The sequence below is a fragment of the Peribacillus sp. R9-11 genome (assembly GCF_031345095.1).
GTDB classification, from domain to species: domain Bacteria; phylum Bacillota; class Bacilli; order Bacillales; family DSM-1321; genus Peribacillus; species Peribacillus butanolivorans.
Map to the genome: position 1 here is coordinate 1146241 of NZ_CP133763.1, position 21074 is coordinate 1167314.

Sequence of the window (21074 nt, forward strand, 5' to 3'; positions counted from 1 at the left end):
GAACGAGCAAATAAGGGGGACTGAAACAATGTACAATCCAGAAGTTGAAACAGCTACGCGTGCTGAAATGGAAAGATTACAAGTGACACGCCTTAAAAAAACGATAAGCCATGTATATGAAAATGTACCTTATTACAGAGAGAAATTTGAAGAACTGGGTCTTAACCCAGAAGATATTCAACAGTTAAGCGATATTACAAAGCTTCCATTTACAAAAAAACAGGTTCTGCGCGATCAATATCCTTTCGGTTTATTCGCGGTTCCTATGGAAGATGTAACACGTATACATGGATCATCCGGAACAAGCGGGAAGCCGACAATTGTCGGATATACGAAAAATGATTTGGAGAACTGGGCAACTATCGTCGCGCGAGGAATTGTCGCTGCGGGAGGGCGGAAATCGGATATTTTTCATAATGCATACGGATATGGTCTGTTTACAGGCGGACTGGGTCTTCACTATGGTGCAGAGCAGTTAGGCGTTGCAACGGTTCCTATTTCAGGTGGAAACACAGATCGTCAAATTACCATTATTAATGATTTTAAACCGCGAGGCATTTGTGGTACTCCCTCTTATATTTTGAATATTGCTGAAAAGATGGAAGAGATGGGGATCGACCCAGCTGATAATGGGCTTGAGTATGGAATTTTCGGAGCTGAGCCATGGTCAGAGGAAATGAGAGCTACTCTTGAAAAGAAACTGAACTTGAAAGCGGTCGATATTTACGGTCTAAGTGAGATCATGGGACCGGGTGTTGCTATTGAATGTCATGAAGCACAGGATGGACTTCATATCGCAGAAGATCATTTCCTTGTTGAAGTAATCAACCCGGATACGCTTGAACCCGTAGAGGACGGAGAAGATGGAGAACTTGTTTTTACTAGTTTAACAAAGGAAGCGCTACCAATTATTCGATATCGTACAGGTGATATTGCTTCCATTACTCATGAGCAGTGTAGATGCGGACGTACGACAACAAGAATGTCCCGTGTTAAAGGCAGGACGGACGATATGATCATAGTAAGAGGCGTGAATGTATTCCCATCTGAAATTGAGCGTGTGCTGTTCCAAATGGAGGGGATTGTTCCTCATTATCAGATTCATCTTATTAAGAAAGGTAACATGGATAGTGTTGAACTGCATATTGAAATTGAAAGCGGTTTCTATAAAGGTATAGATGGAGACTTAACACATGAAAATGTACAAAAATTAAAGAAGGCGATTCAGCACCATATGAAATCCACATGTCTTGTAACAATGGATATTGTTGTTAACATCCCAAAAAGCATTCCGCGTTCAGAGGGAAAAGCCATTCGTGTTGTTGACAAGCGGAAAGATGCTGTGATTAATGCATAACTTGATGGAAAGGAAGAAATCAGATGAACCAGCAAAGTAATGTAGTCGATGTCACGATTATTGGCGGCGGACCAGTTGGGCTTTTTACAGCATTTTATGGTGGCATGAGACAAATGTCTGTCAAGATCATAGAAAGTTTGCCACAGCTAGGAGGTCAGTTATCTGCATTATATCCAGAAAAGTATATTTATGATGTTGCAGGATTTCCAAAAGTGCGGGCACAGGAATTAGTTAATAATTTAAAAGAACAAATGAAAGCGTTTAAACAAGAGGTCTGCTTAGAACAAGCGGTTGAAACAATTGAAAAGCAGGAAGATGGTATTTTTAAGTTAACAACAAATAAAGAAGTTCATTTTTCAAGAACAATCATTATTACAGCGGGTAATGGTGCATTTCAGCCGAGGAAACTAAAAATTAGTACAGAAGAAAAATTTGAGGGGAAAAACCTTCATTATTTTGTGGATAACCTAAATTCGTTTACGGAAAAGGATGTTGTTGTGTTTGGTGGTGGTGATTCAGCAGTTGATTGGGCCTTAATGCTGGAGCCTATCGCTAATAACGTAACCATTGCGCACCGACGTGAAAAATTCCGTGCACATGAGCATAGCGTTGAAAATTTAACGAACTCTACCGTTAATGTTATGACTCCTTATGTCCCTGTTGAATTGCGTGGTTCTGAAGAGATTGAATATGTGGTACTTGAGAATGTGAATAATGGTCAAGAATCTATACAAAAGGTAGATGCAGTCGTGGTTAACTATGGATTTATCTCATCCCTTGGACCGATAAAAGACTGGGGGCTTGAAATTGAAAAAAATTCGATTGTCGTTAATTCAAGAATGGAAACGAATATCCCGGGCATTTATGCCGCGGGTGATATTTGTACATACGATGGAAAAGTAAAGCTAATAGCTAGTGGTTTTGGTGAAGCTCCTACTGCAATCAGCAATGCGAAAGTATACATTGATCCATCTTCAAAAGTTCAGCCACTTCATAGTACAAGTTTAATGGAAGAGAAGAAAGAACCAATTACGAAATAAGAATAAGGGGGAAGGCATCATGGCTAAATATACAATTGTGGATCAAGATACATGCATTGCATGCGGTGCATGTGGTGCAGCAGCACCAGAAATTTTTGATTACAATGATGAAGGAATTGCATTTGTTCTTCTGGATGAAAATGAAGGAACTGCAGAAGTTGCGGAAGATTTATATGATGATCTGGATGATGCAATGGAAGGCTGCCCAACAGATTCTATCAAAGTGGAGTCGTCGCCATGTAAGGTTTTGGTTGAATAAAAGAATGGTTCAATCCCACCAATTTCCTATTATTTAGAAAAAATGACGCATTAGTCTTGCTTTTAATATAACAATAAAATATAATAACGTTATATTAACGTTATATATTGGATAAGAGGTGTTTAGATGAACGTTCTTTTAAATGATATGGCAGAACATGAAAAGTTAGATCAATTTATTGCCAGGATCAAAGCAGGAGAAAAGATAGAAGCGGATGATTGGATGCCGGAAGATTACAGGGGCACACTCATTAAATTAATTTCAATGCATGGAATCAGTGAAATTATGGGGGCACTTCCAGAAAAAGAATGGGTACCTAAAGCCCCTACCTTGAATAGAAAACTTGGAATCATGGCAAAAGTGCAGGATGAAATGGGACATGGACAATTATTGCTTCGCGTAGCCGAGGATTTGTTAAAGCCGTACAACAAAAAAAGGGATGACTTGATGCAAGATTTGTTTACAGGAGATTTAAAGTTTCATAATGTCTTCCATATGGAATCTAAATCTTGGGGAGATGCAGGGTTGATCGGCTGGTTGGTGGATGGAGCAGCTATTATTTCCCAAACGAACATGCTTGGTGCTTCATACGGTCCTTATGCTCGTGCTTTGCACAGGATTTGCGCGGAAGAAGTTTTTCATGCCCAGCATGGTGAAGCAATAATCATGGCTTTAGCAGAAGGCACGGAAGAACAAAGAAAAATGGTTCAAGACTCCATCGATTATTGGTGGGAATCGCTGTTACTTTTCTTTGGACCTCCTAGTAAGAATGAAGTTGGCTCTTCCAAACAAGATGTAACGATTAAGTACAGAATCAGAACAAGCACGAATGAAGAGCTTCGCCAAGCCTTTTTTTCTAAATATGTGAAGCGGATCCTTTCACTTGGCTATACCATTCCTGATGAAACACTTCGATTTGATAAAGATACTGAAACGTGGATTTATCAACAACCCGATTGGGGGAAATTGAAGATAATAGCAAGGAATGAAGGTCCCCGTTCACAGCAGCGCTTAAATCTTAGAAGGATTTCTTATGAAAATAATAAATGGGTGCGCGAAGCGTTAGCCCCAAAGGTCATCTAAGGGAGGGGGAAGAACGATATGGAAACTAGACAAAAAACGTACTTTGAAGAATTTGAAGTATTTAGCCGTAAAACTCAGACTTCACCAGTCCAATATCATTTTAGCCTGCTGGCCCCTAATGAGGATATCGCGATCATGATGGCACAAGAAAATTTCATGAGACGTGAAGCGGTTGATGATATCTGGGTTGTAAAAAGACAGAATATACGGAAAATGACGGTTGAAGAAAAGAAAACACTTCAACGTATAGATAATAAAGATTACAGGACAACAAAAGGTTATGGGTACCTAAAGAAAAAATGGCGGAAGTACGAGCAGGAAATGCTCGATGAAAAAGAGATAATGTCTTGGGCAGGAGGCGTGAAAAATGGAGAATAATTCATCATTGGAAAACACCGCAATTAAGGAATTGTTGCTTCAATTGGCGGACGATGACTTTATCCATTCATATCGTGGATCAGAGTGGCTAGGACTCGCTCCACATATCGAGGAAGATGTAGCATCTTCCTCGATAGCCCAAGATACGATGGGTCATGCAGCTATATTCTACAAATTATTGGAAGAACTTGGTGAAGGGGATGCAGATCAGCTAGCCCACGATCGTCCCGCGAAAGAACGTCGTAATGCGATAATTTTGGAAGTGGTCAATGGTCCTGGAAACTATATGGAAGACCCGGATTATGATTGGGCTTTTGCGGTAGTACGAAATTATTTATATACCCAAGCTAAAGCGATTAAGATTCAATCCCTTCATTCAAGTTCATATGAGCCGCTGGCTGAAGTAGCCCAAAAGGTACAGATGGAACTTTATTATCATTTGATGCACTGGAAAACATGGTTCATCCAATTGCTGGGTTCAGGTCACGAAGAAGCAGTTTCACGAATGAAAGCAGCTATTGAGAAAACGTTACAGGATTTTCAAGGAGTATTTTCACTTGGTCATTATCGAGTTGAAATGGTGAAGCAGGGTTTGATAGAAGATGAAGCGGTTTTATTGAATAAGTGGATTCAGGAAGTCACACCTGTTTTTGAAAGTGTAGGGGTGGTGTGCTCTATTGAAGTCGGAATGGTCAAAGGCGATGGACGCACTGGTCAGCATACAGAAGATTTAGAAAAAGCGCTAGAAACGTTAAGCGAAGTATACGCAAGCGATAAAACAGCATCTTGGTGAAATATTAGAAAAAGGGGAGGGGTACTATGTCGACCGTATTGTTAAACACAGAAGAAATATATAAACTCCTGGAAGACGTTAAAGATCCCGAAATTGATACAGTCAGTATTCTGGATTTAGGGATGGTTGAGAATGTGACGGTTTCGGGACCGGACGTTTCAGTGAAAATGCTTCCAACTTTTCTAGGATGTCCCGCACTGTCCATCATTCAGAAAAATGTGGAGACAGCCATTAAACAGCTGACTGCCGTTGGAAATGTAAGTGTGGAATTTCTACGTTCCCCTTCCTGGACATCTGACCGGATTACGGAAAAGGGGAAAGCGGGATTAAAGGTTTTTGGGATCTCCCCTCCTCCTCGACAAATGAAAAAAGATGGATCATGGCATGTAGATTGCCCGTATTGTGAATCTACCTATGTCACGATGGAAAACATATTCGGCCCAACAGCTTGCCGTAGCATTTTATATTGCAAAGCATGTAAAAATCCGTTCGAAGCGATGAAACCTATGATAAAAACTATCTAAATATGGAGGTATTCAAATGGTAAAGTTAATAGCCCTATACAAACAGCCTGAAAATAAGGAAGCGTTTGATGAGCACTATTTCAATGTACACGGTCCAATCACGGAAAAAATCCCTGGTCTTCAAAAAATGGAAGTCACTAAAATAGTCGGAACTCCAATGGGCAAAGACTCTGAATATCACATTCTATGTGAAATGTATTATGAAGACCATGAAGCACTTCAACAAGGAATGCGTTCTCCTGAAGGAAAAGCATCAGGAAAAGACTTAATGGGCTTTGCAGGGAAACTTGTAACGATGATGATTGGTGAAGAAGTAAAATGAATGCGCTTCAATTTATTGAAACGTCAATTGAGGACGGAATTGGCTATATCTTTTTAAATCGCCCGAAGCAATTGAATGCATTGAATCGACAAATGGTCAGCGAAATTGTTTCTTCTATGGAAGCATTTGACCGCGATTCCCAAGTGAAGGTGATTTTGCTGACGGGCAATGGAAAAGCATTCTCTGCTGGAGCAGACATTGATGAGATGGTGAATGACAATCCAATCAGTATGGAGTTAACTAATCAATTTGCTGATTGGGACCGAATGGGTCTAGTTAAAAAGCCCGTGATTGGTGCGGTAAAAAGTTTTGTATTCGGCGGCGGTTTTGAACTTGCTTTATCCTGTGACTTTTTGATCGCCGCTAGTGACACACAGTTTTCCTTTCCTGAAGTTACTCTTGGAGTCATGCCTGGTGCAGGCGGAACACAAAGACTAACGAAATTGGTAGGCAAAACGAAGGCACTTGAATGGATATTGACTGCCGAAAGGATCAATGCAAAAACAGCATTACAATACGGCTTTATTAATAAAATTGTTGCACCAGAATTGTTGATGGAGGAAACGGTTGATTTTGCTAGAAAGATAGCCAAACAACCCCCGCTAGCAGTTAGGATGATTAAAGAATCCGTAAATAAAGCCGTTGATTATTCCTTATATGAGGGAATGCAATATGAACGGAAGAACTTCTATATTCTTTTTGCATCAGAGGACCAAAAAGAAGGAATGAAAGCATTTGTTGAAAAAAGAAAGCCTAATTTTACAGGCGAATAAGGAGTGCTCTATGTACGAAACAATCACATATAGGGTTGAAAACGGAGTGGCATGGCTTACTTTAAACCGTCCTGATAAACTAAATGCCTTTACGTCCCAAATGAATAGGGAGATACAAAAAGCGATCAAAACATCGGCGAGCTCTGATGAAGTACGTGCCATTATCATTACTGGTGAAGGCAGAGCCTTTTGTTCAGGACAAGATTTATCTGAAGTGGATGAAGGTGTAAATTTAGGGCAAATGCTCCGGGAAGATTACAGCCCGATGATGCAGCAACTAGCAAGCTGTGAAAAACCAATTATTGCAGCCGTAAATGGAGTGGCTGCAGGGGCTGGCTTCAGTCTGGCACTGGCATGTGATTTCCGTCTTGTTTCCGAGAAAGCCAGTTTTTTAAATGCTTTTGTCAACATTGGTTTGATTCCTGATTCAGGAAATCTATATTACCTTTCGCGAATTGTTGGTCATGCAAAAGCATTGGAATTATCCGTATTTGGAGAAAAGGTACCTGCAGCTGAGGCGGAAAACATGGGTCTAGCTACAAAAGTAATCAGTGTGGAAGAATGGAACGAGCAAGTGAAAGCCTTTGCAGAAAACATCGCAAGCAAACCTACGAAAGCAATTGGATTAATCAAAAGATACTTAGAGGCATCTTATCACCTTTCATTAGAAGAGTATTTAAAAGAAGAAGCAGAAGGTCAGCGAATTGCTGGCTTAACGATAGATTATTCTGAAGGTGTAACAGCCTTTGCAGAGAAAAGAAAAGCTCAATTTATTGGGAAATAATAAAAAGGGGAGTGGGATTACATGGTTAAAGTTCAAGAAACAGTATTTGAAAAAGCAGAAACGAAGCGTGATTATTACCACCTAATTATTAACGGCGAAAGAGTGGAAAGTTCTAACGGAGCTACTATTGATGCCATTAATCCTGCGACTGGTGAAATCATTGCCAAGGTTGCAAAGGCTACTAAGGAAGATGCAGAAAAGGCAGTACAAGCTGCACGTGAAGCATTTGATAATGGCAAATGGAAAAAAACACCGATCAATAAGCGGTCTCGTGTATTAAACAAAATTGCGGCTATTATGCGTTCACGCTTCAATGAATTAGTAGAATTAGAGGTTTTGAACAGTGGAAAATCCATTTCTGCAGCGCAAGGTCAAGTTATGCAGGCGATAGAAGACTTCGAGTTTTATGCGGGAGCTTTAGTTGGACATCGTGGATCAGTCAATAATGTTCCAGGACAATTCCATAACTATACGGAAAAAGAACCTGTGGGAGTATGTGCGCAAATCATTCCTTGGAACTATCCAATGATGATGGCAGCTTGGAAAATTGCACCGGCCATTGCAGTGGGCTGTTCTGTCATTGTTAAGCCAGCATCTTTAACTCCACTTACTGCCATTGTATTAGGTGAAATTTGTATGGAAGCAGGCGTTCCTTCTGGGGTAGTCAATATCATTCCTGGTCCTGGATCTGATGTAGGGAATTATCTTGTTGAACATCCGAAAGTGAATAAAGTAGCTTTCACAGGATCTACGCCAATCGGAAGAGACCTTATGGGCAAAGCCTCGCAGACATTAAAAAGGGTAACATTGGAGCTTGGCGGAAAATCTCCTAATATTGTCTTTGAAGACGCGGACATTGAAGCAGCTATTGATGGATCCCTATATGGTATTTTCTACAATACAGGTCAATCTTGTGAGGCGAGATCACGTTTATACGTACATGAAGATATTTACGATGAGTTTGTCACTAGATTCGTAGAAAAAACGAAAAAACTGAAATTAGGCAATCCATTAGATAAAGAAACGCATGTAGGTGCAGTCATTGATCAGGGACAATTGGATGTTATCGAAAAATATGTTCAATCTGCTATTGCTGATGGAGCAGAAATCCTAGCGGGTGGAAAACAAGCTGTTATTGAAGGCTTTGAAAGTGGTTATTGGTATGAGCCGACAGTCATTGCGAATGTTAATCATGACATGGATGTCGTTAAAGAAGAAATATTTGGTCCAGTTGTCGTTATCATGAAGTTCAAAGATGAAAAAGAAGCCATTAGACTAGCGAATGATACGGAATTTGGTTTGGGCTCTGCCCTTTGGACAAAGGATGGCGGCCGCGCAACTCGTGTGGCAAATCAAATCGAAGCAGGGATTGTCATGGTCAACTGTCCATTCTCAGCTTTTCCAGGAACACCTTTCGGCGGCTATAAACAATCAGGATTCGGCCGAGAACTTTGTATTGAGACATTGGATCTTTATACAGAAACAAAAAGTATCATTTCCTATCATGGAAGCCGTCCATTAAATCCTTTTGGTATTAAATAAAAACATTGAATAGGAAGCTGGCTGAATAATCTGTCAGAAAAGTAATTCAGGTATAGTTGAATGCTGATCTGATTCATTGCAGCCAGCTTTATCTATTTTAAAGGAGAATGATCGAATGATTAGAAATATAGTGGTTGTAGGTTCTGGAGTTATGGGCAGAGGTATAGCCTATGTAGGGGCAACGGGAGGCTTTGACGTAATATTGGTAGATGTGAATCCAAATGCATTGGAAAGTGCAAAGAAAGAGATTGAAACGATTTTCGAAAAAGGTGTGCGCTACAAGAAAATTACCCAAGAAGAAGCGGCTGCAGCAAAAAACAGATTTTTATATTCTTCCAATTTAGAAGAAGCGGCTGCAAAAGCTGATCTAATTATAGAGGCAGTTCCAGAACAGACAGAAATTAAGAAATCCGTTTTTGAAACAATCGAAGAACATGCACAAGAAAACTGCTATTTTGCTACTAATACTTCCACTATGAGCCCGACTGAAATTGGTTCTTATGGAAAGCGTCCTGAAAAAACGATAGCGATGCATTTTTTCAATCCTGTACAAAAAATGCCATTAGTAGAAATTGTTCGTGGACTTGAAACCAGTGATGAAACGGCAGCGGTAATAAAAGAGGTTGCTGAGAAAATGGGGAAAGAGACAGTAGTCATTAACGAATTCCCTGGTTTTGTAACAAGCAGAATTAGCTGCCTGGTTGGAAATGAAGCGTTCTATATGCTTCAAGAAGGATTAGGTACACCTGAAGAAATCGATAAGGCAATAAAACTTGGACTGAATTATCCAATGGGACCATTTGAACTTGGGGATTTAGTGGGACTGGATGCCCGTTTAAATAATTTAAGATATTTACATAGTAAACTTGGTGAGAAATATCGTCCGGCACCGCTCCTTGAACAGTATGTAAAAGCAGGCCGGCTCGGTCGCAAGTCTGGTAAAGGTGTATACGACTATACTAAAAATGAAGAGGCGGTGGAAAAATGAGAGAAGTTGTGATTATAGATGCTGTGAGAACGCCTATTGGTAGATATAAAGGGGCCTTAAAAAGCGTACGTCCGGATGATCTTGGTGCAATTGTAATAAAGGCGCTAACAGAGCGGAATCCTGGTCTGCCGCCGGAACAAATTGAAGATGTCATTTTCGGAAATGCAAATCAGGCAGGAGAGGACAACCGTGATGTGGCGAGAATGTCTGCACTTTTAGCAGGTCTTCCAGTGAACGTAGCAGGAACAACCATTAATCGTTTGTGTGGCTCCGGACTTGATGCCGTTATGTATGCTGCACGCTCGATAGCAGTCGGGGAAGGGGATATTTACGTCGCAGGTGGGACTGAGAGCATGACTAGGGCGCCGTATGTCATGGCCAAACCTGAGAGTGATTTCCCGCGTGGGTCGATGGAGCTTCAAGATACAACGATCGGCTGGCGTTTTACGAATAAAAAGCTTGAGGAAATGTATGGCGCAGATTCCATGCCGCAAACAGCAGAAAATGTAGCCCAACGCTTTAAGGTTTCAAGGAAGGATCAAGATCAATTCGCGTTTCAAAGTCAGCAAAGAGCGAAAAAGGCAGTGGAAAATGAGCGTTTTGTTAATGAAATTGTACCTGTTCGATATACGGATCGGAAAGGGAATGAGGTCATCATCGATAAAGATGAACATCCGCGTCCAGACACGACAATTGAAAAGCTAGAAAAACTCAATCCAATTTTTAAAGATGGTACTGTAACGGCTGGTAATGCTTCAGGTGTAAATGATGGAGCTTCAGCATTACTATTAATGAGTGCAGAAAAGGCTAGGGAACTTGGGTTAAAACCTCTGGCGAAATATGTTGTAGGTGCAGTAGCGGGCTTAGAGCCGTCGGTTATGGGCCTTGGTCCTATTTATGCAACAAAAAAAGCGTTGGATAGAGCAAATTTATCTATTGAAGACATCGGGCTAGTTGAATTAAACGAAGCCTTCGCTTCTCAATCTGTTGAATGTATTCGCCAATTAAAATTGGATCAGGAAAAAGTGAATGTAAACGGAGGAGCGATAGCGTTTGGTCATCCACTTGGAGCGAGCGGCGCACGTATATTAACAACACTGGTACACGAGATGAAAAAGCGAAAGGTCCGATTCGGGCTTGCTACGATGTGTGTCGGTGTAGGCCAGGGGATATCCGCTATTATAGAAAATATTGAGAATGATTAATAGAAAGCCCTTATTAGCTAGTCTACATAAGGGATAATTTTAAAATAAAGGGGGAGAGAACGTATGTCTAATGTTATTTATAAAGTGGAAAATCATATCGGCTATATTACAGTGAATCGTCCAGACGTATTGAATTGTTTTGACTATGTGACCCTTATTGAGTTGCAGGAAGTCATAAATAAGGTATATACAGACGGGGATATCCGCGTCGTTATTTTCACAGGTGCAGGAGAAAAAGCATTCAGTGCAGGAGCGGATCTAAAAGAAAGAAAGACTTTAAATGAAGCGGAAGTACGAAGAAACGTTAAAGCAATTCGCGATGTATTTAATAGTATCGCAGGTCTTCCTCAGCCAACTATAGCTGCCGTAAATGGATATGCATTGGGGGGAGGGTTTGAATGGTTGCTGTCGTGTGACTTTGCCATTGCATCCGAAGGTGTATCGTTGGGACTTACTGAAACAAGTTGGGCAATTATCCCTGGAGCAGGTGGTACACAGCGTTTGCCGAGATTAATTGGTGAAATGAAAGCGAAGGAATTAATTTTCACTGCTAAAAAATTGACAGCAGAAGAGGCTTATGAATTAGGGATTCTTTTGAAAGTGGTGCCGCGTAACCTCCTGATATCTGTTTGTGAAGAATTTGCAGCAGATATTATGAAGAACGGGCCGGTCGCAGTCAAACAAGCAAAGTATGCTATCACTCAAGGGATGAATACAGACTTACAAACAGGGATGGCCATCGAGGGAAAAGCATATGAATTAACGATTCCAACTGAAGACAGATTGGAAGCTCTCCAAGCATTTAGCGAACGGAGAAAAACACAATTTACAGGTAAATGATATTGCGGTTTCATTTTAAAAAGATATAATAATAATTATGTGTTCCGTGTGAAATTGGTAACAATGCTTAATGGATGAGGTGAGAAATATAGGTACAAATACACAATCCATGATTTTTACGATATATGGAGACTATATCCGTAATTATGGAAGTAAAATCTGGATAGGTAGTTTAATACGTTTATTAAAGGAATTCGGTCATAATGAGCAGGGTGTACGTGTAGCCGTTTCGCGAATGGTAAAGCAAGGTTGGATTCAGTCCGAAAAGCAAGGAAATAAAAGCTATTACTTTTTGACTGATCGCGGCGTGAAGCGAATGGAAGAAGCGGCAAATCGTATTTATAAGATGAAACCAAATGAATGGGACGGTAAATGGCGTATTTTAATGTATACGATACCTGAAGATAAACGGCAATTACGCGATGATCTTCGTAAGGAATTATTATGGAGCGGATTTGGCAGTTTTTCTAACGGTTGCTGGATTTCACCTAATAATTTGGAGAAAGAAATAAATCTTTTAATCGAGAAATATGACATCAGTGAATATGTGGATTTTTTCATTTCAGAATATAAGGGTCCACAGGAAAATCAGTCGCTTGTCGAGAAAAGCTGGCCATTAGCTGAGATTGAAAGTAAATATGAAGATTTCATTGAGAAATACAGTAAACAATTCATCGTTCATCAAAGCATCATTAGCAGAGGAGAAATGTCAGATGCGGATTGCTTTGTAGAACGAACAAATTTAGTTCATGAGTATCGTAAGTTTTTATTTATCGATCCGGGTCTTCCTAAAGAACTTTTGCCTTCAAAGTGGAACGGTAATCATGCAGCATTATTATTTAGTCAGTACTATCAAGTCTTGGCTGAACCAGCAAGCCGTTTCTTTGAAAGCGTATTTCAGGAAAACAATGATTTATGTAGGAAAGATGAAACCTATGATGCAAAGGATCATCCTCTTATTATTAAGTGAAAAAGAGCTGCAGAAAGTGAAGTGAACCCAAAAAGTTAGACACTTTATTTAATTAGGCAGCCTTGAGGGCATGAACCCGGAATTCTACCGGGCTCATGCCTTTTAATTTTACCTTGATTCGTTGATGATTGTAGTAATGGATATATTCTTCTAATTCTTGTTTGAAATGCTCCATGCTTTCAAATTCTTGAAGATAAAGTAACTCTGATTTTAATAGGCCAAAGAAGTTTTCTATGACCGCATTATCGAGACAATTTCCTTTACGGGACATGCTTTGTGTAATGTTATGTCTTTTCAAATCATGCGAATATTGTTTCATCTGGTAATGCCAGCCCTGATCTGAATGAAGAATGGGTGAATCTTTCGATTCCAAGCGGTCAAAGGCTTTCTCCAGCATTTTGGAAACGAGGGGATAAACAGGCCGAGATTCGACATTATAGGCGATGATTTCTCCATTAAACAGATCAAGAATGGCCGATAAGTATAGTTTCTCCCCAGCTAGATGGAATTCTGTGACGTCTGTCACCCATTTTTCATTTGAGTTTGTTGCCTTGAAATCACGTGCTAGAATGTTGGGTGCAATCTTGCCGATTTTCCCTTTGTACGAACGGTATTTCTTCATGCGAACTAAAGACTTCAATCCTAGTTCATTCATCAATCGGAGAACTGTTTTATGATTGATGCGAGCACCTCTGTTACGTAATTCTAGGGTGATACGCCGATACCCATAGCGCCCTTTATGCGTATGGAAAATCTCTTCGATAAGGGATTTCATTTCTGTGTATTTATCCTCACGCCCGAAGGCGTTTACCCAATAATAGTATGTACTCCGTGCCATGTTAGAAATGGATAGAAGCAGATTTAAATCAAATTGTTTCCTTAGTTCATGGACTACTTTCGCTTTGTCTTTCTTTGTAGGGCTTCCTTTTCTTGAACTAAGGCATTCAACTTTTTTAGATAGGCATTCTCTGCACGTAAGTATTCTAATTCGGCAAGAAGTGCTTCTTGAGAGCCTTTAGCTGGTGATGTTTTTTTGGTTTCTTTTTTCATGGATAGACGCCCCTTTTTCTTTGGTTTAAGGGCGTCTATACCTCCTTCCTTCAACTGATTTGACCATTTCAAAAGTGTAGAATCGGAAGGAAGATTATAGTGTACAGCGGTCTCGCTGATCGATGCCCCATATTCGTTCATATAATTAAGTACCTCTAGTTTAAAGGGCAGAGTGTAATTTGTATAGGATGAAGCAATTCCTTCCATCCCATGTTCTAGATAGCGAGCGACCCATCTCTTCAGAGGGGATAGACCTACATTTCTTTCTTGTGCGATGGATTTATAGGATTTTTTCCCTTCCAAGTACTCTAAAACTGCATGTAATTTTTCGTCTATCGTATATTTAGTCAAAAAAACTGCACCTCCAATTGTTAGATGTTGTCTAACAATTGGGGTGCAGTTCAAAAGTCACTAATGACAACTTACTGCAGCTCTTTTTTGTAATATAGTCTTTAAAGTAAATGGAGAAATCTCAGAGAATGTGGCAGCGCATACAATTAATCAAGAATTTCTTTAAAATCCTTTCCTTTTTGTACATATGTATCAATGGAAAGTTGAATTAATTCTAGATCTTTATCATTCAATTTGCGAACCACTTTCCCTGGAGAACCGATAACAAGCGAACGTGGAGGTATACTTTTACCAGCGGCAATCAATGTATTTGCCCCAATAATACATTCTTCGCCAATTTCGACATTATCCAAAATTGTAGATCCCATACCGATAATAGAACGTCTACCCACTTTACAGCCATGTAAAATAACGTTATGACCGACTGTTACTTCGTCTTCAATAACAACAGGACAACCTTCAAATAAATGAATGGTGGAGTTATCTTGAATACTGCACTTTTCTCCTATGGTAATTGAATCTTCATCGCCACGCAGTACAGAGTTAAACCAAATAGTAGATTCTTTCCCAATCGTAATATCACCAATTAAATGAGCACTAGGCGCTACAAAAACAGTTTCGTCAAATGAAGGCTTTTTATTGTTGTATGGAATAATCATATTATCGCTCCTTGTGAAAAGTCAGAATTGTTTTTCTATTAAATATAGTATAACATTAAATAGATAGGGAGGGTTAAAAGTGAAACATATTTGTGAGTTTTTTTCTATAAAATATCCAATAATACAAGGCGGTATGGGGAATATTAGCAACGCAAGTCTTGCGGCTGCTGTTTCTAATGCTGGGGGTCTAGGCACAATAGGGTGCGGTACAATGAATCCTGAACAGGTAGAAACTATTATTCTTGAAACAAAAGAAAAAACTAATAACACTTTTGCGTTGAACATCCCGATAAATGTTAGTCCATATACAGATGAGTTAATCAATCTTGTTTTTAAGCATGATATACCTATAGTATCTTTATCAGCAGGAAATCCTGCTCCTTTCATACCACTTTTACATAAAAAGAATATAAAAGTGATTGCTATTGTTGCGTCGGTCAAACATGCTCAAAAAGCGCAAGCCGCAGGGGCAGATGTATTAGTTGCGGAGGGGTTTGAAGCTGCCGGAATTAACTCTAATCTAGAATTAACAACATTTACACTTATCCCGCAAATTAGCAAGAATGTTACGGTACCGGTTTTTGCTGCAGGAGGAATTGGCAATGGACAGGGGTTAGCTGCTGCATTAATGCTTGGAGCTTCAGGCGTCCAGTTAGGAACCAGATTGATTGCTACAAAGGAAGCACCGTTTCATCCATCATATAAACAGAAACTACTCAAAGCAATTGATAATGACACGTGCATATTGGGACGATCCGTTGGTCAGGTTAGAAGAGTATTGAAGGACCCATACACAGTGAAAGTTTTAGATTTGGAGAAAAAAGGTCTGTCACCTGTGGATTATCGTGAAATGACATCAGAGGAACATCATATTAATGGTGCAATACACGGAGATGTTAAAAATGGTTTTATGAACAGCGGACAGGTGGCAGGATTGATTGATGATATTCCCACGGTTAAGGAATTACTTGATGGGATGATGAATGATGCGAAAAAACAAATGGAGGACAAGTTGAATAGTCTTTCCATGACCTTTACTCAAATGTAAAGCCATAGAAATCTAGCGGATGGATACCATCATTGCTAGTGGTTGATGTCTCGAGTAACTAGAAGTAAAGGGGAGAAGATTCCTATAAACGACGTATTGATATCACAGGGGAAAATCAAGGCGGAATTGCACTGATTGTCAACTGGTTCATTATGAAGACATGGAAACAAAAAGTAAATCAATAACAAAAAAGGCGCCGTAAGCAGGCGCCTTTTTATTATTATTTATTATCAGAATCCACCGAATCCCCAACTGCAGCCAATGATGATTAACAGGATAAATAACACAATCAGTAATGCAAATCCGTTATCGAAACCGCCACCATCGTCACAACATTCATTTCTGTGTCCACCCATTTAATTGTTCCTCCTCATACATATTATGAATTACATACCTAGTAAAACATCTTTACTGGGAATACTTCATACTATGTATTCTAGGCCGAAGTGTTTGCTTATTCATTGAAAATAGGCGTTGGCGTATGAAAGGAATAAGCCCGAATATTTTTTTGATGGCGTTTGAAATGTTATAATATACCATGTAGATTTTAAGAGAAGGGAGCTGAACTTAGTCATGAAAGTTGCCATTATAACGGATGTACATGGTAATGCTTCAGCGTTAAAAGCCGTTCTTAGGGTTATTGATGAAAGGGATGAGATTGATCATATCTATTGTTTAGGAGATATGGTTGGGATAGGTCCTGATACAAATGAAGTCCTGGATCTTTTATTTTCAAGAAATGATTTATCAATGATAACCGGAAATCATGATGAAGCAGTCCTGGCCATCATTAAAGGGGAACCGCATCCAGATGGTCACATTCATGTCAAAGAGCATCATGAATGGATAGCGGAAAGAATGAATCAAACTTTTATATCCAAACTGGAAAAATTGCCTCGCACCATACAACATATGATTAACAATTACTCCTTTTTCTTCACTCATTATCATATGGACCCGAAGAAACTAGATGAACACATAAGTCAAAATCCATTTAGTAAAATCGTTGAACCGAATCTAAATAACTTAGAAAGACTATTTAAGAATCAGTTTCACCATTTAATTGGATTTGGACATCATCATCCCATACATCATTTTAGAAATGACCAAACTATATACTTAAACCCAGGTTCACTCGGATGTAATAGTGAACCAGTTGCACCTTATGCCATTGTTTCGATTGAAGACAGCGGTATTCAGGTGAATCTTGAAAAAGTCACATATGATAACTCATTGTTTTTATTATCGTATAAGAACTTACAAGTTCCTGAACACGAATTCATTATACGTGCTTTCCATGGGAATCAGAGAGTTTAGGACGTTAATAAATTATAAAAAATGGGAGGATATTCAGCATAAAGGTACATGCATGGGGATACGATAATAGGCAAAACATGATTCTTTTGGAGGTAAGGCTATGAAAGAAAAAGTACGAGATATAAATCTTCAGGGACAAGAAGAGATAGAACAACACAGTCTTGTCTGTAATAATGAACTGTTTAATAAGGACCTTCTAGCCATTGTAGATGATACAATGCAAGAGGAAGGATGACGGGGCGGAACACGCTGAAGGAATTTAGTTTGCAACGTTTATTTAGCTTTAAAATGGCGAAGACCAACTGCATTTCGAAATCAAATAATCTCTCGGATTTTTTCATGCACTATCTCCATAATTGTACAGCAGAAAATGAGAAAGTGAATCATTTGAAACCATTCTGAATTTATCCCATACTATATATAAGCTTTAAATCCGAGAGGAGGGATAGCATGGGACATCAGCATGGTCACTCTCATGATCATGGACATCACCATCATCATTCTGAAAATAAAAAAGCTTTGTTGGCATCTTTTTTACTGATTTCCACATTTATGGTCGTCGAAGTAATAGGAGGATTTATGACAAATAGTCTGGCTTTATTGTCAGATGCAGGTCATATGCTAAGTGATGCGGCTGCACTAGGCCTAAGCTATACAGCGATAAGATTGGGTGAAAAAAAAGCAACACAGACTAAATCTTATGGATATAAGCGATTTGAAATCATTGCTGCATGTTTGAATGGTTTGACCTTGATTGTTATATCAGTATTTATTTTCATCGAGGCGATTAGAAGGTTTGTGAATCCTCCTGAGGTGCAAAGTCTAGGAATGTTAATGATTTCAATCATTGGCTTACTGGTGAATATCATTGCAGCATGGATTTTAATGAGCGGAGATAAAGACGATAACTTGAATGTACGGAGTGCCTTTTTACATGTAATTGGCGATATGCTTGGTTCAGTGGGTGCAATTGCGGCAGCACTCTTGATTTATTTCTTCGATTGGGGAATCGCAGACCCGATTGCAAGTGTTGTTGTAGCGATTTTAATTATTATCAGCGGCTTTAGAGTAGTGAGGGATTCTTTCCATATCTTGATGGAGGGGACACCCGATCAAGTAGATATGGAAGAAGTGAAAACTTCATTGAAAGAATTGCCGAATGTGTCCGATGTCCATGATCTCCATATCTGGACGATTACATCTGGGTTTTTGACGATGAGCTGTCATGCTGTTATTGATGAAAACGGCAATCACGATACAGTTTTAGCAGAAGCGCAAAAGCTTCTTCATGATCAATTTGGTATTGAACACAGTACAATTCAAGTGGAAAGACAGGAAGTGGGCTGTCCAAATCCCCACGAGACATGTAATTGAAAAGAGGTTGGCTCAAGTGTCAGAGCCAACCTCTTTAAGGTGTTAGTAAAAGGGAAATCCTCAGAAAGCACAAGCAACAATTTTATTTCTCAGTGTTAGACTAGAGAGAACGTTTAAAAAAAAGGAAGAGGAGCAGAGGTAATAGAAATACTATGTAGAAAAAGCATCCGCGAATTTTACTGCGAACATAATCCTGACACATTAAAAGGGTATGATGGAGAAAAAATGCCTTGCTGACTTGAATGGTTGGCGAATGCAAAATGATTCCACTATAATTCAGGAAGGAGGAATCCCTTAATGAAGAAAATTCTTGTCGTTGAAGATGAAATTGCCATTTCTATGGTATTGAAAGCATATTTAGAGCGTGAGGGTTTTGATGTAGTCCAAGTATATGATGGGCTAAAGGCTGTTCCTATTTTTGAAGAAACGAACCCAGACCTTGTGCTACTTGATGTAATGCTACCTGGTAAGGAAGGTTGGGACATCTTGAAGGAAATTCGGGAGAACGATATGTGCCCGGTTATTATGTTGACTGCGCTGAACGATGTTGATTACCGATTATCTGGATTTAAGTCAGGCGCAGATGATTATATCTCTAAACCTTTTGTTGCCGATGAAGTCGTGGCCAGGGTACATGCCGTTTTAAGAAGATCCTCGACGATTGTTGGTGAAGAAAATCATATACATCAGTTTGGTAGTTTATCCATTGATGATCAATCCTATATGGTGAAATTAAAAGGGGAAGAGATAAACTTGACGCCTCGTGATTTGTCGCTGCTCATTTTTTTCGCTAAGCATCCGAATCAGATTTTTACTAGAGAGCAGCTACTCGATCAAGTATGGGGCATGGATTATGATGGAAGTGACCGCGCCGTGGACCTGGCGATCAAACGAATAAGAAAGGCAATCGATTCATGGCCTTCTTGTGAAGGGGAAATTAAAACATTGCGTGGATTGGGGTATCAATTTAGTGTCTATGAAAACTAGAAAAAGAACCACTTTGCAGCGCTATTGGACGAAGAGATACGTATTGACCCTGATTTCGGGATTGGTATTATTATCTATTTTTTCATTGTGGTGGATGGAAAAAACCGCATTAGAATATAGGTTAAGCCTCCTTAAGTACTTAGCTGATGAAACATCTGACCGTGCGATAAAGGCAAATGGCCAGATTGTCGTTGGGCCTATCCTTTCGGAAATCGTTGAGGAAAGGGAAAAAATCCTTCACTTGAACCAGCAGCCAATTATCTATATCGTCGATCCCGATGGCAGCATCATTTATACGATGCCTCAATTATATATCGATGCAGATGAAAATAAGCTTCCTAACGTTATTATGAAAAATGCTGAATTAATTCAGAAGGTCAAAATTTCGGACAACAAAGTATATGTCGTCAAATCTCCTATTACCTTTAATGATGAGACTAAGGGGTGGGTAGTCATTGCCCAGGAAGAAGGGGCATTAAAAGAAATCAACCAGGACCATGGCTTGTTGGCAATCATGATTGGAGGCCTCCTCGTGCTGGGCACAGGAGTCATTTATCTACTTTCGAGACAGATTTCGAGGCCAATCCAAGACGTCGCTAACGCTGCTGTTCAGGTTCGTGAGGGCAACTATGACATCCATTTCAAAGAGGAAGAGGAAATAAGGGAAGAAGAAATTTATGAACTAATAGAGTCATTTAAGGAAATGACCAATCGTTTAAAGGTCATGGAAAAATTAAGGGCGGAATTGCTTGCCGGTGTCACCCATGATTTGAAAACGCCGGTTACTTCCATTAGCGGACTAATCCAAGCAGTTAAGGATGATGTTGTTACCGGAGAGCAAAGTAAGGAATTCTTGGATATTTCCTTAAAGGAAACACAACGCTTGCAAGGAATGATAGAGGATTTGCTTAATTATAATGCTATTTCGGCAGGTGCCTTTAAAATTCGAGTGCAAAAAGAAAATATTAATACATTCATCCAGGAAATCGCCTATCGTTGGCAAGTCACCCAGGATGATCAAGAGTTTAATCTGGACATAAAGGTTCCTGAAGAACCTATTTTTGGCCAAATTGATTCCTTGCGGATGCAGCAAATTGTCATTAACCTTTTAAATAATGCCAGGCATTCACTTGATGGCATAGGGAAACTAGAGATTAATCTTTATGAGAAGGAAGACAATAGGATATGTATTGATGTGCAGGACAGTGGCCGAGGAATTCCTGTACATGAACAACAGTATGTATTCGAACCGTTTTATCGAGGTGAAGACAAAAAGCTGAAGATACGTGGTTTAGGATTAGGACTGCCATTCAGCAAGATGCTTGCCAAAGCGCAAAAGGGAGATCTTGTGCTGAAAGAAAGTAATGAACAAGGGACGACGTTTACAATTATTGTAGAGAAAGCAAATCAGATATAAAAAAGGGTTGTCC

Annotated in this window: 24 protein-coding genes; 21 read left to right on the forward strand and 3 right to left on the reverse strand. The window is 39.6% G+C overall.

Annotated elements, in window-relative coordinates:
• The first annotated feature begins 28 nt into the window (after positions 1-28).
• The 15 genes from paaK (at position 29) to paaX (ending at position 12858) form a co-directional block, all read left to right on the forward strand.
• Positions 29-1357, forward strand: coding sequence for a phenylacetate--CoA ligase PaaK (gene paaK, locus RE409_RS05470; protein ID WP_201182246.1), 1329 nt, complete (start codon positions 29-31; stop codon positions 1355-1357).
• 23 nt (positions 1358-1380) lie between these two features.
• A complete protein-coding gene (locus RE409_RS05475) occupies positions 1381-2397 on the forward strand; it encodes an NAD(P)/FAD-dependent oxidoreductase (RefSeq protein WP_201182244.1) in 1017 nt (338 codons plus the stop codon).
• A gap of 19 nt (positions 2398-2416) precedes the next feature.
• Positions 2417-2656 carry a ferredoxin gene (locus RE409_RS05480; RefSeq protein WP_053344767.1) on the forward strand — a complete coding sequence of 80 codons (240 nt, stop codon included), beginning with the start codon at positions 2417-2419 and terminating at the stop codon, positions 2654-2656.
• A gap of 126 nt (positions 2657-2782) precedes the next feature.
• On the forward strand, positions 2783-3739 hold the full coding sequence (gene paaA, locus RE409_RS05485; protein WP_053344768.1) for a 1,2-phenylacetyl-CoA epoxidase subunit PaaA: 957 nt from the start codon (positions 2783-2785) through the stop codon (positions 3737-3739).
• A gap of 18 nt (positions 3740-3757) precedes the next feature.
• Positions 3758-4117 (forward strand): 1,2-phenylacetyl-CoA epoxidase subunit PaaB, encoded by a 360-nt coding sequence (gene paaB / locus RE409_RS05490; protein WP_201182242.1) that lies wholly within the window; start codon positions 3758-3760, stop codon positions 4115-4117.
• Entirely contained in the window at positions 4107-4910 is an 804-nt protein-coding gene (gene paaC, locus RE409_RS05495; protein WP_201182240.1) for a 1,2-phenylacetyl-CoA epoxidase subunit PaaC, read from the forward strand. The genes paaB and paaC overlap by 11 nt, the downstream gene beginning before the upstream one ends.
• 26 nt (positions 4911-4936) lie before the next feature.
• Entirely contained in the window at positions 4937-5434 is a 498-nt protein-coding gene (gene paaD, locus RE409_RS05500; RefSeq protein ID WP_201182238.1) for a 1,2-phenylacetyl-CoA epoxidase subunit PaaD, read from the forward strand.
• Positions 5435-5450: 16 nt separating this feature from the next.
• Positions 5451-5756 (forward strand): EthD family reductase, encoded by a 306-nt coding sequence (locus RE409_RS05505; RefSeq protein ID WP_053344772.1) that lies wholly within the window; start codon positions 5451-5453, stop codon positions 5754-5756.
• The gene (locus tag RE409_RS05510; RefSeq protein WP_098176530.1) at positions 5753-6529 is read left to right on the forward strand and encodes an enoyl-CoA hydratase/isomerase family protein; all 777 of its coding nucleotides are present in this window, start codon (positions 5753-5755) and stop codon (positions 6527-6529) included. The genes RE409_RS05505 and RE409_RS05510 overlap by 4 nt, the downstream gene beginning before the upstream one ends.
• A gap of 10 nt (positions 6530-6539) precedes the next feature.
• Complete coding sequence (locus RE409_RS05515; RefSeq protein WP_309558664.1) at positions 6540-7313, forward strand: enoyl-CoA hydratase-related protein; 774 nt, start codon at positions 6540-6542, stop codon at positions 7311-7313.
• 21 nt (positions 7314-7334) lie between these two features.
• A complete protein-coding gene (locus RE409_RS05520) occupies positions 7335-8855 on the forward strand; it encodes an aldehyde dehydrogenase family protein (protein ID WP_201182236.1) in 1521 nt (506 codons plus the stop codon).
• A 115-nt stretch (positions 8856-8970) separates the two neighbouring features.
• Complete coding sequence (locus RE409_RS05525) at positions 8971-9843, forward strand: 3-hydroxyacyl-CoA dehydrogenase (RefSeq protein WP_201182234.1); 873 nt, start codon at positions 8971-8973, stop codon at positions 9841-9843.
• On the forward strand, positions 9840-11048 hold the full coding sequence (locus RE409_RS05530; RefSeq protein WP_201182232.1) for an acetyl-CoA C-acyltransferase: 1209 nt from the start codon (positions 9840-9842) through the stop codon (positions 11046-11048). Before RE409_RS05525 ends, RE409_RS05530 begins: the two co-directional genes overlap by 4 nt.
• A 63-nt stretch (positions 11049-11111) precedes the next feature.
• The gene (locus RE409_RS05535) at positions 11112-11888 is read left to right on the forward strand and encodes an enoyl-CoA hydratase-related protein (RefSeq protein ID WP_201254304.1); all 777 of its coding nucleotides are present in this window, start codon (positions 11112-11114) and stop codon (positions 11886-11888) included.
• 70 nt (positions 11889-11958) lie between these two features.
• The gene (gene paaX, locus RE409_RS05540) at positions 11959-12858 is read left to right on the forward strand and encodes a phenylacetic acid degradation operon negative regulatory protein PaaX (protein ID WP_056531144.1); all 900 of its coding nucleotides are present in this window, start codon (positions 11959-11961) and stop codon (positions 12856-12858) included.
• 52 nt (positions 12859-12910) lie between these two features.
• Here the strand turns inward: paaX and RE409_RS05545 are convergent.
• Together RE409_RS05545 and RE409_RS05550 are read right to left on the reverse strand one after the other, a co-directional pair.
• A protein-coding gene (locus RE409_RS05545; protein ID WP_201182105.1) for an IS3 family transposase occupies positions 12911-14259 on the reverse strand; the annotation gives its coding sequence in 2 pieces (ribosomal slippage) (positions 12911-13815 and positions 13815-14259; 1350 coding nt in all).
• 146 nt (positions 14260-14405) lie between these two features.
• Positions 14406-14918, reverse strand: coding sequence for a gamma carbonic anhydrase family protein (locus tag RE409_RS05550; protein WP_201182228.1), 513 nt, complete (start codon positions 14916-14918; stop codon positions 14406-14408).
• 79 nt (positions 14919-14997) lie between these two features.
• Between RE409_RS05550 and RE409_RS05555 the strand changes: the two genes are divergently transcribed.
• Positions 14998-15966, forward strand: a complete 969-nt coding sequence (locus tag RE409_RS05555; protein ID WP_201182226.1) for an NAD(P)H-dependent flavin oxidoreductase — start codon at positions 14998-15000, stop codon at positions 15964-15966.
• A gap of 230 nt (positions 15967-16196) precedes the next feature.
• Here RE409_RS05555 and RE409_RS05560 read toward each other — a convergent pair whose 3' ends face one another.
• Positions 16197-16322: a YjcZ family sporulation protein gene (locus RE409_RS05560; protein ID WP_201182224.1), complete on the reverse strand. Its 126-nt coding sequence runs from the start codon at positions 16320-16322 to the stop codon at positions 16197-16199.
• Positions 16323-16539: 217 nt separating this feature from the next.
• Between RE409_RS05560 and RE409_RS05565 the strand changes: the two genes are divergently transcribed.
• From RE409_RS05565 to RE409_RS05585, 5 genes are all read left to right on the forward strand, one after another.
• On the forward strand, positions 16540-17283 hold the full coding sequence (locus RE409_RS05565; RefSeq protein WP_201221872.1) for a metallophosphoesterase family protein: 744 nt from the start codon (positions 16540-16542) through the stop codon (positions 17281-17283).
• A gap of 100 nt (positions 17284-17383) precedes the next feature.
• Complete coding sequence (locus RE409_RS05570; RefSeq protein WP_274606912.1) at positions 17384-17518, forward strand: hypothetical protein; 135 nt, start codon at positions 17384-17386, stop codon at positions 17516-17518.
• Between the two features lie 215 nt (positions 17519-17733).
• A complete protein-coding gene (locus tag RE409_RS05575) occupies positions 17734-18657 on the forward strand; it encodes a cation diffusion facilitator family transporter (protein ID WP_201221870.1) in 924 nt (307 codons plus the stop codon).
• Positions 18658-18954: 297 nt separating this feature from the next.
• Positions 18955-19644, forward strand: a complete 690-nt coding sequence (locus RE409_RS05580; RefSeq protein WP_201182220.1) for a response regulator transcription factor — start codon at positions 18955-18957, stop codon at positions 19642-19644.
• Positions 19634-21061 (forward strand): HAMP domain-containing sensor histidine kinase, encoded by a 1428-nt coding sequence (locus RE409_RS05585; RefSeq protein ID WP_207198776.1) that lies wholly within the window; start codon positions 19634-19636, stop codon positions 21059-21061. The genes RE409_RS05580 and RE409_RS05585 overlap by 11 nt, the downstream gene beginning before the upstream one ends.
• The last annotated feature ends 13 nt before the right edge of the window (positions 21062-21074 follow it).

Coding starts and splice junctions, on each gene's coding strand:
- paaK (WP_201182246.1), top strand. CDS start 29: ATGTACAATCCAGAAGTTGAAACAGCTACGCGTGCTGAAATGGAAAGA.
- RE409_RS05475 (WP_201182244.1), top strand. CDS start 1,381: ATGAACCAGCAAAGTAATGTAGTCGATGTCACGATTATTGGCGGCGGA.
- RE409_RS05480 (WP_053344767.1), top strand. CDS start 2,417: ATGGCTAAATATACAATTGTGGATCAAGATACATGCATTGCATGCGGT.
- paaA (WP_053344768.1), top strand. CDS start 2,783: ATGAACGTTCTTTTAAATGATATGGCAGAACATGAAAAGTTAGATCAA.
- paaB (WP_201182242.1), top strand. CDS start 3,758: ATGGAAACTAGACAAAAAACGTACTTTGAAGAATTTGAAGTATTTAGC.
- paaC (WP_201182240.1), top strand. CDS start 4,107: ATGGAGAATAATTCATCATTGGAAAACACCGCAATTAAGGAATTGTTG.
- paaD (WP_201182238.1), top strand. CDS start 4,937: ATGTCGACCGTATTGTTAAACACAGAAGAAATATATAAACTCCTGGAA.
- RE409_RS05505 (WP_053344772.1), top strand. CDS start 5,451: ATGGTAAAGTTAATAGCCCTATACAAACAGCCTGAAAATAAGGAAGCG.
- RE409_RS05510 (WP_098176530.1), top strand. CDS start 5,753: ATGAATGCGCTTCAATTTATTGAAACGTCAATTGAGGACGGAATTGGC.
- RE409_RS05515 (WP_309558664.1), top strand. CDS start 6,540: ATGTACGAAACAATCACATATAGGGTTGAAAACGGAGTGGCATGGCTT.
- RE409_RS05520 (WP_201182236.1), top strand. CDS start 7,335: ATGGTTAAAGTTCAAGAAACAGTATTTGAAAAAGCAGAAACGAAGCGT.
- RE409_RS05525 (WP_201182234.1), top strand. CDS start 8,971: ATGATTAGAAATATAGTGGTTGTAGGTTCTGGAGTTATGGGCAGAGGT.
- RE409_RS05530 (WP_201182232.1), top strand. CDS start 9,840: ATGAGAGAAGTTGTGATTATAGATGCTGTGAGAACGCCTATTGGTAGA.
- RE409_RS05535 (WP_201254304.1), top strand. CDS start 11,112: ATGTCTAATGTTATTTATAAAGTGGAAAATCATATCGGCTATATTACA.
- paaX (WP_056531144.1), top strand. CDS start 11,959: ATGGATGAGGTGAGAAATATAGGTACAAATACACAATCCATGATTTTT.
- RE409_RS05550 (WP_201182228.1), bottom strand. CDS start 14,918: ATGATTATTCCATACAACAATAAAAAGCCTTCATTTGACGAAACTGTT.
- RE409_RS05560 (WP_201182224.1), bottom strand. CDS start 16,322: ATGGGTGGACACAGAAATGAATGTTGTGACGATGGTGGCGGTTTCGAT.
- RE409_RS05565 (WP_201221872.1), top strand. CDS start 16,540: ATGAAAGTTGCCATTATAACGGATGTACATGGTAATGCTTCAGCGTTA.
- RE409_RS05570 (WP_274606912.1), top strand. CDS start 17,384: ATGAAAGAAAAAGTACGAGATATAAATCTTCAGGGACAAGAAGAGATA.
- RE409_RS05575 (WP_201221870.1), top strand. CDS start 17,734: ATGGGACATCAGCATGGTCACTCTCATGATCATGGACATCACCATCAT.
- RE409_RS05580 (WP_201182220.1), top strand. CDS start 18,955: ATGAAGAAAATTCTTGTCGTTGAAGATGAAATTGCCATTTCTATGGTA.
- RE409_RS05585 (WP_207198776.1), top strand. CDS start 19,634: ATGAAAACTAGAAAAAGAACCACTTTGCAGCGCTATTGGACGAAGAGA.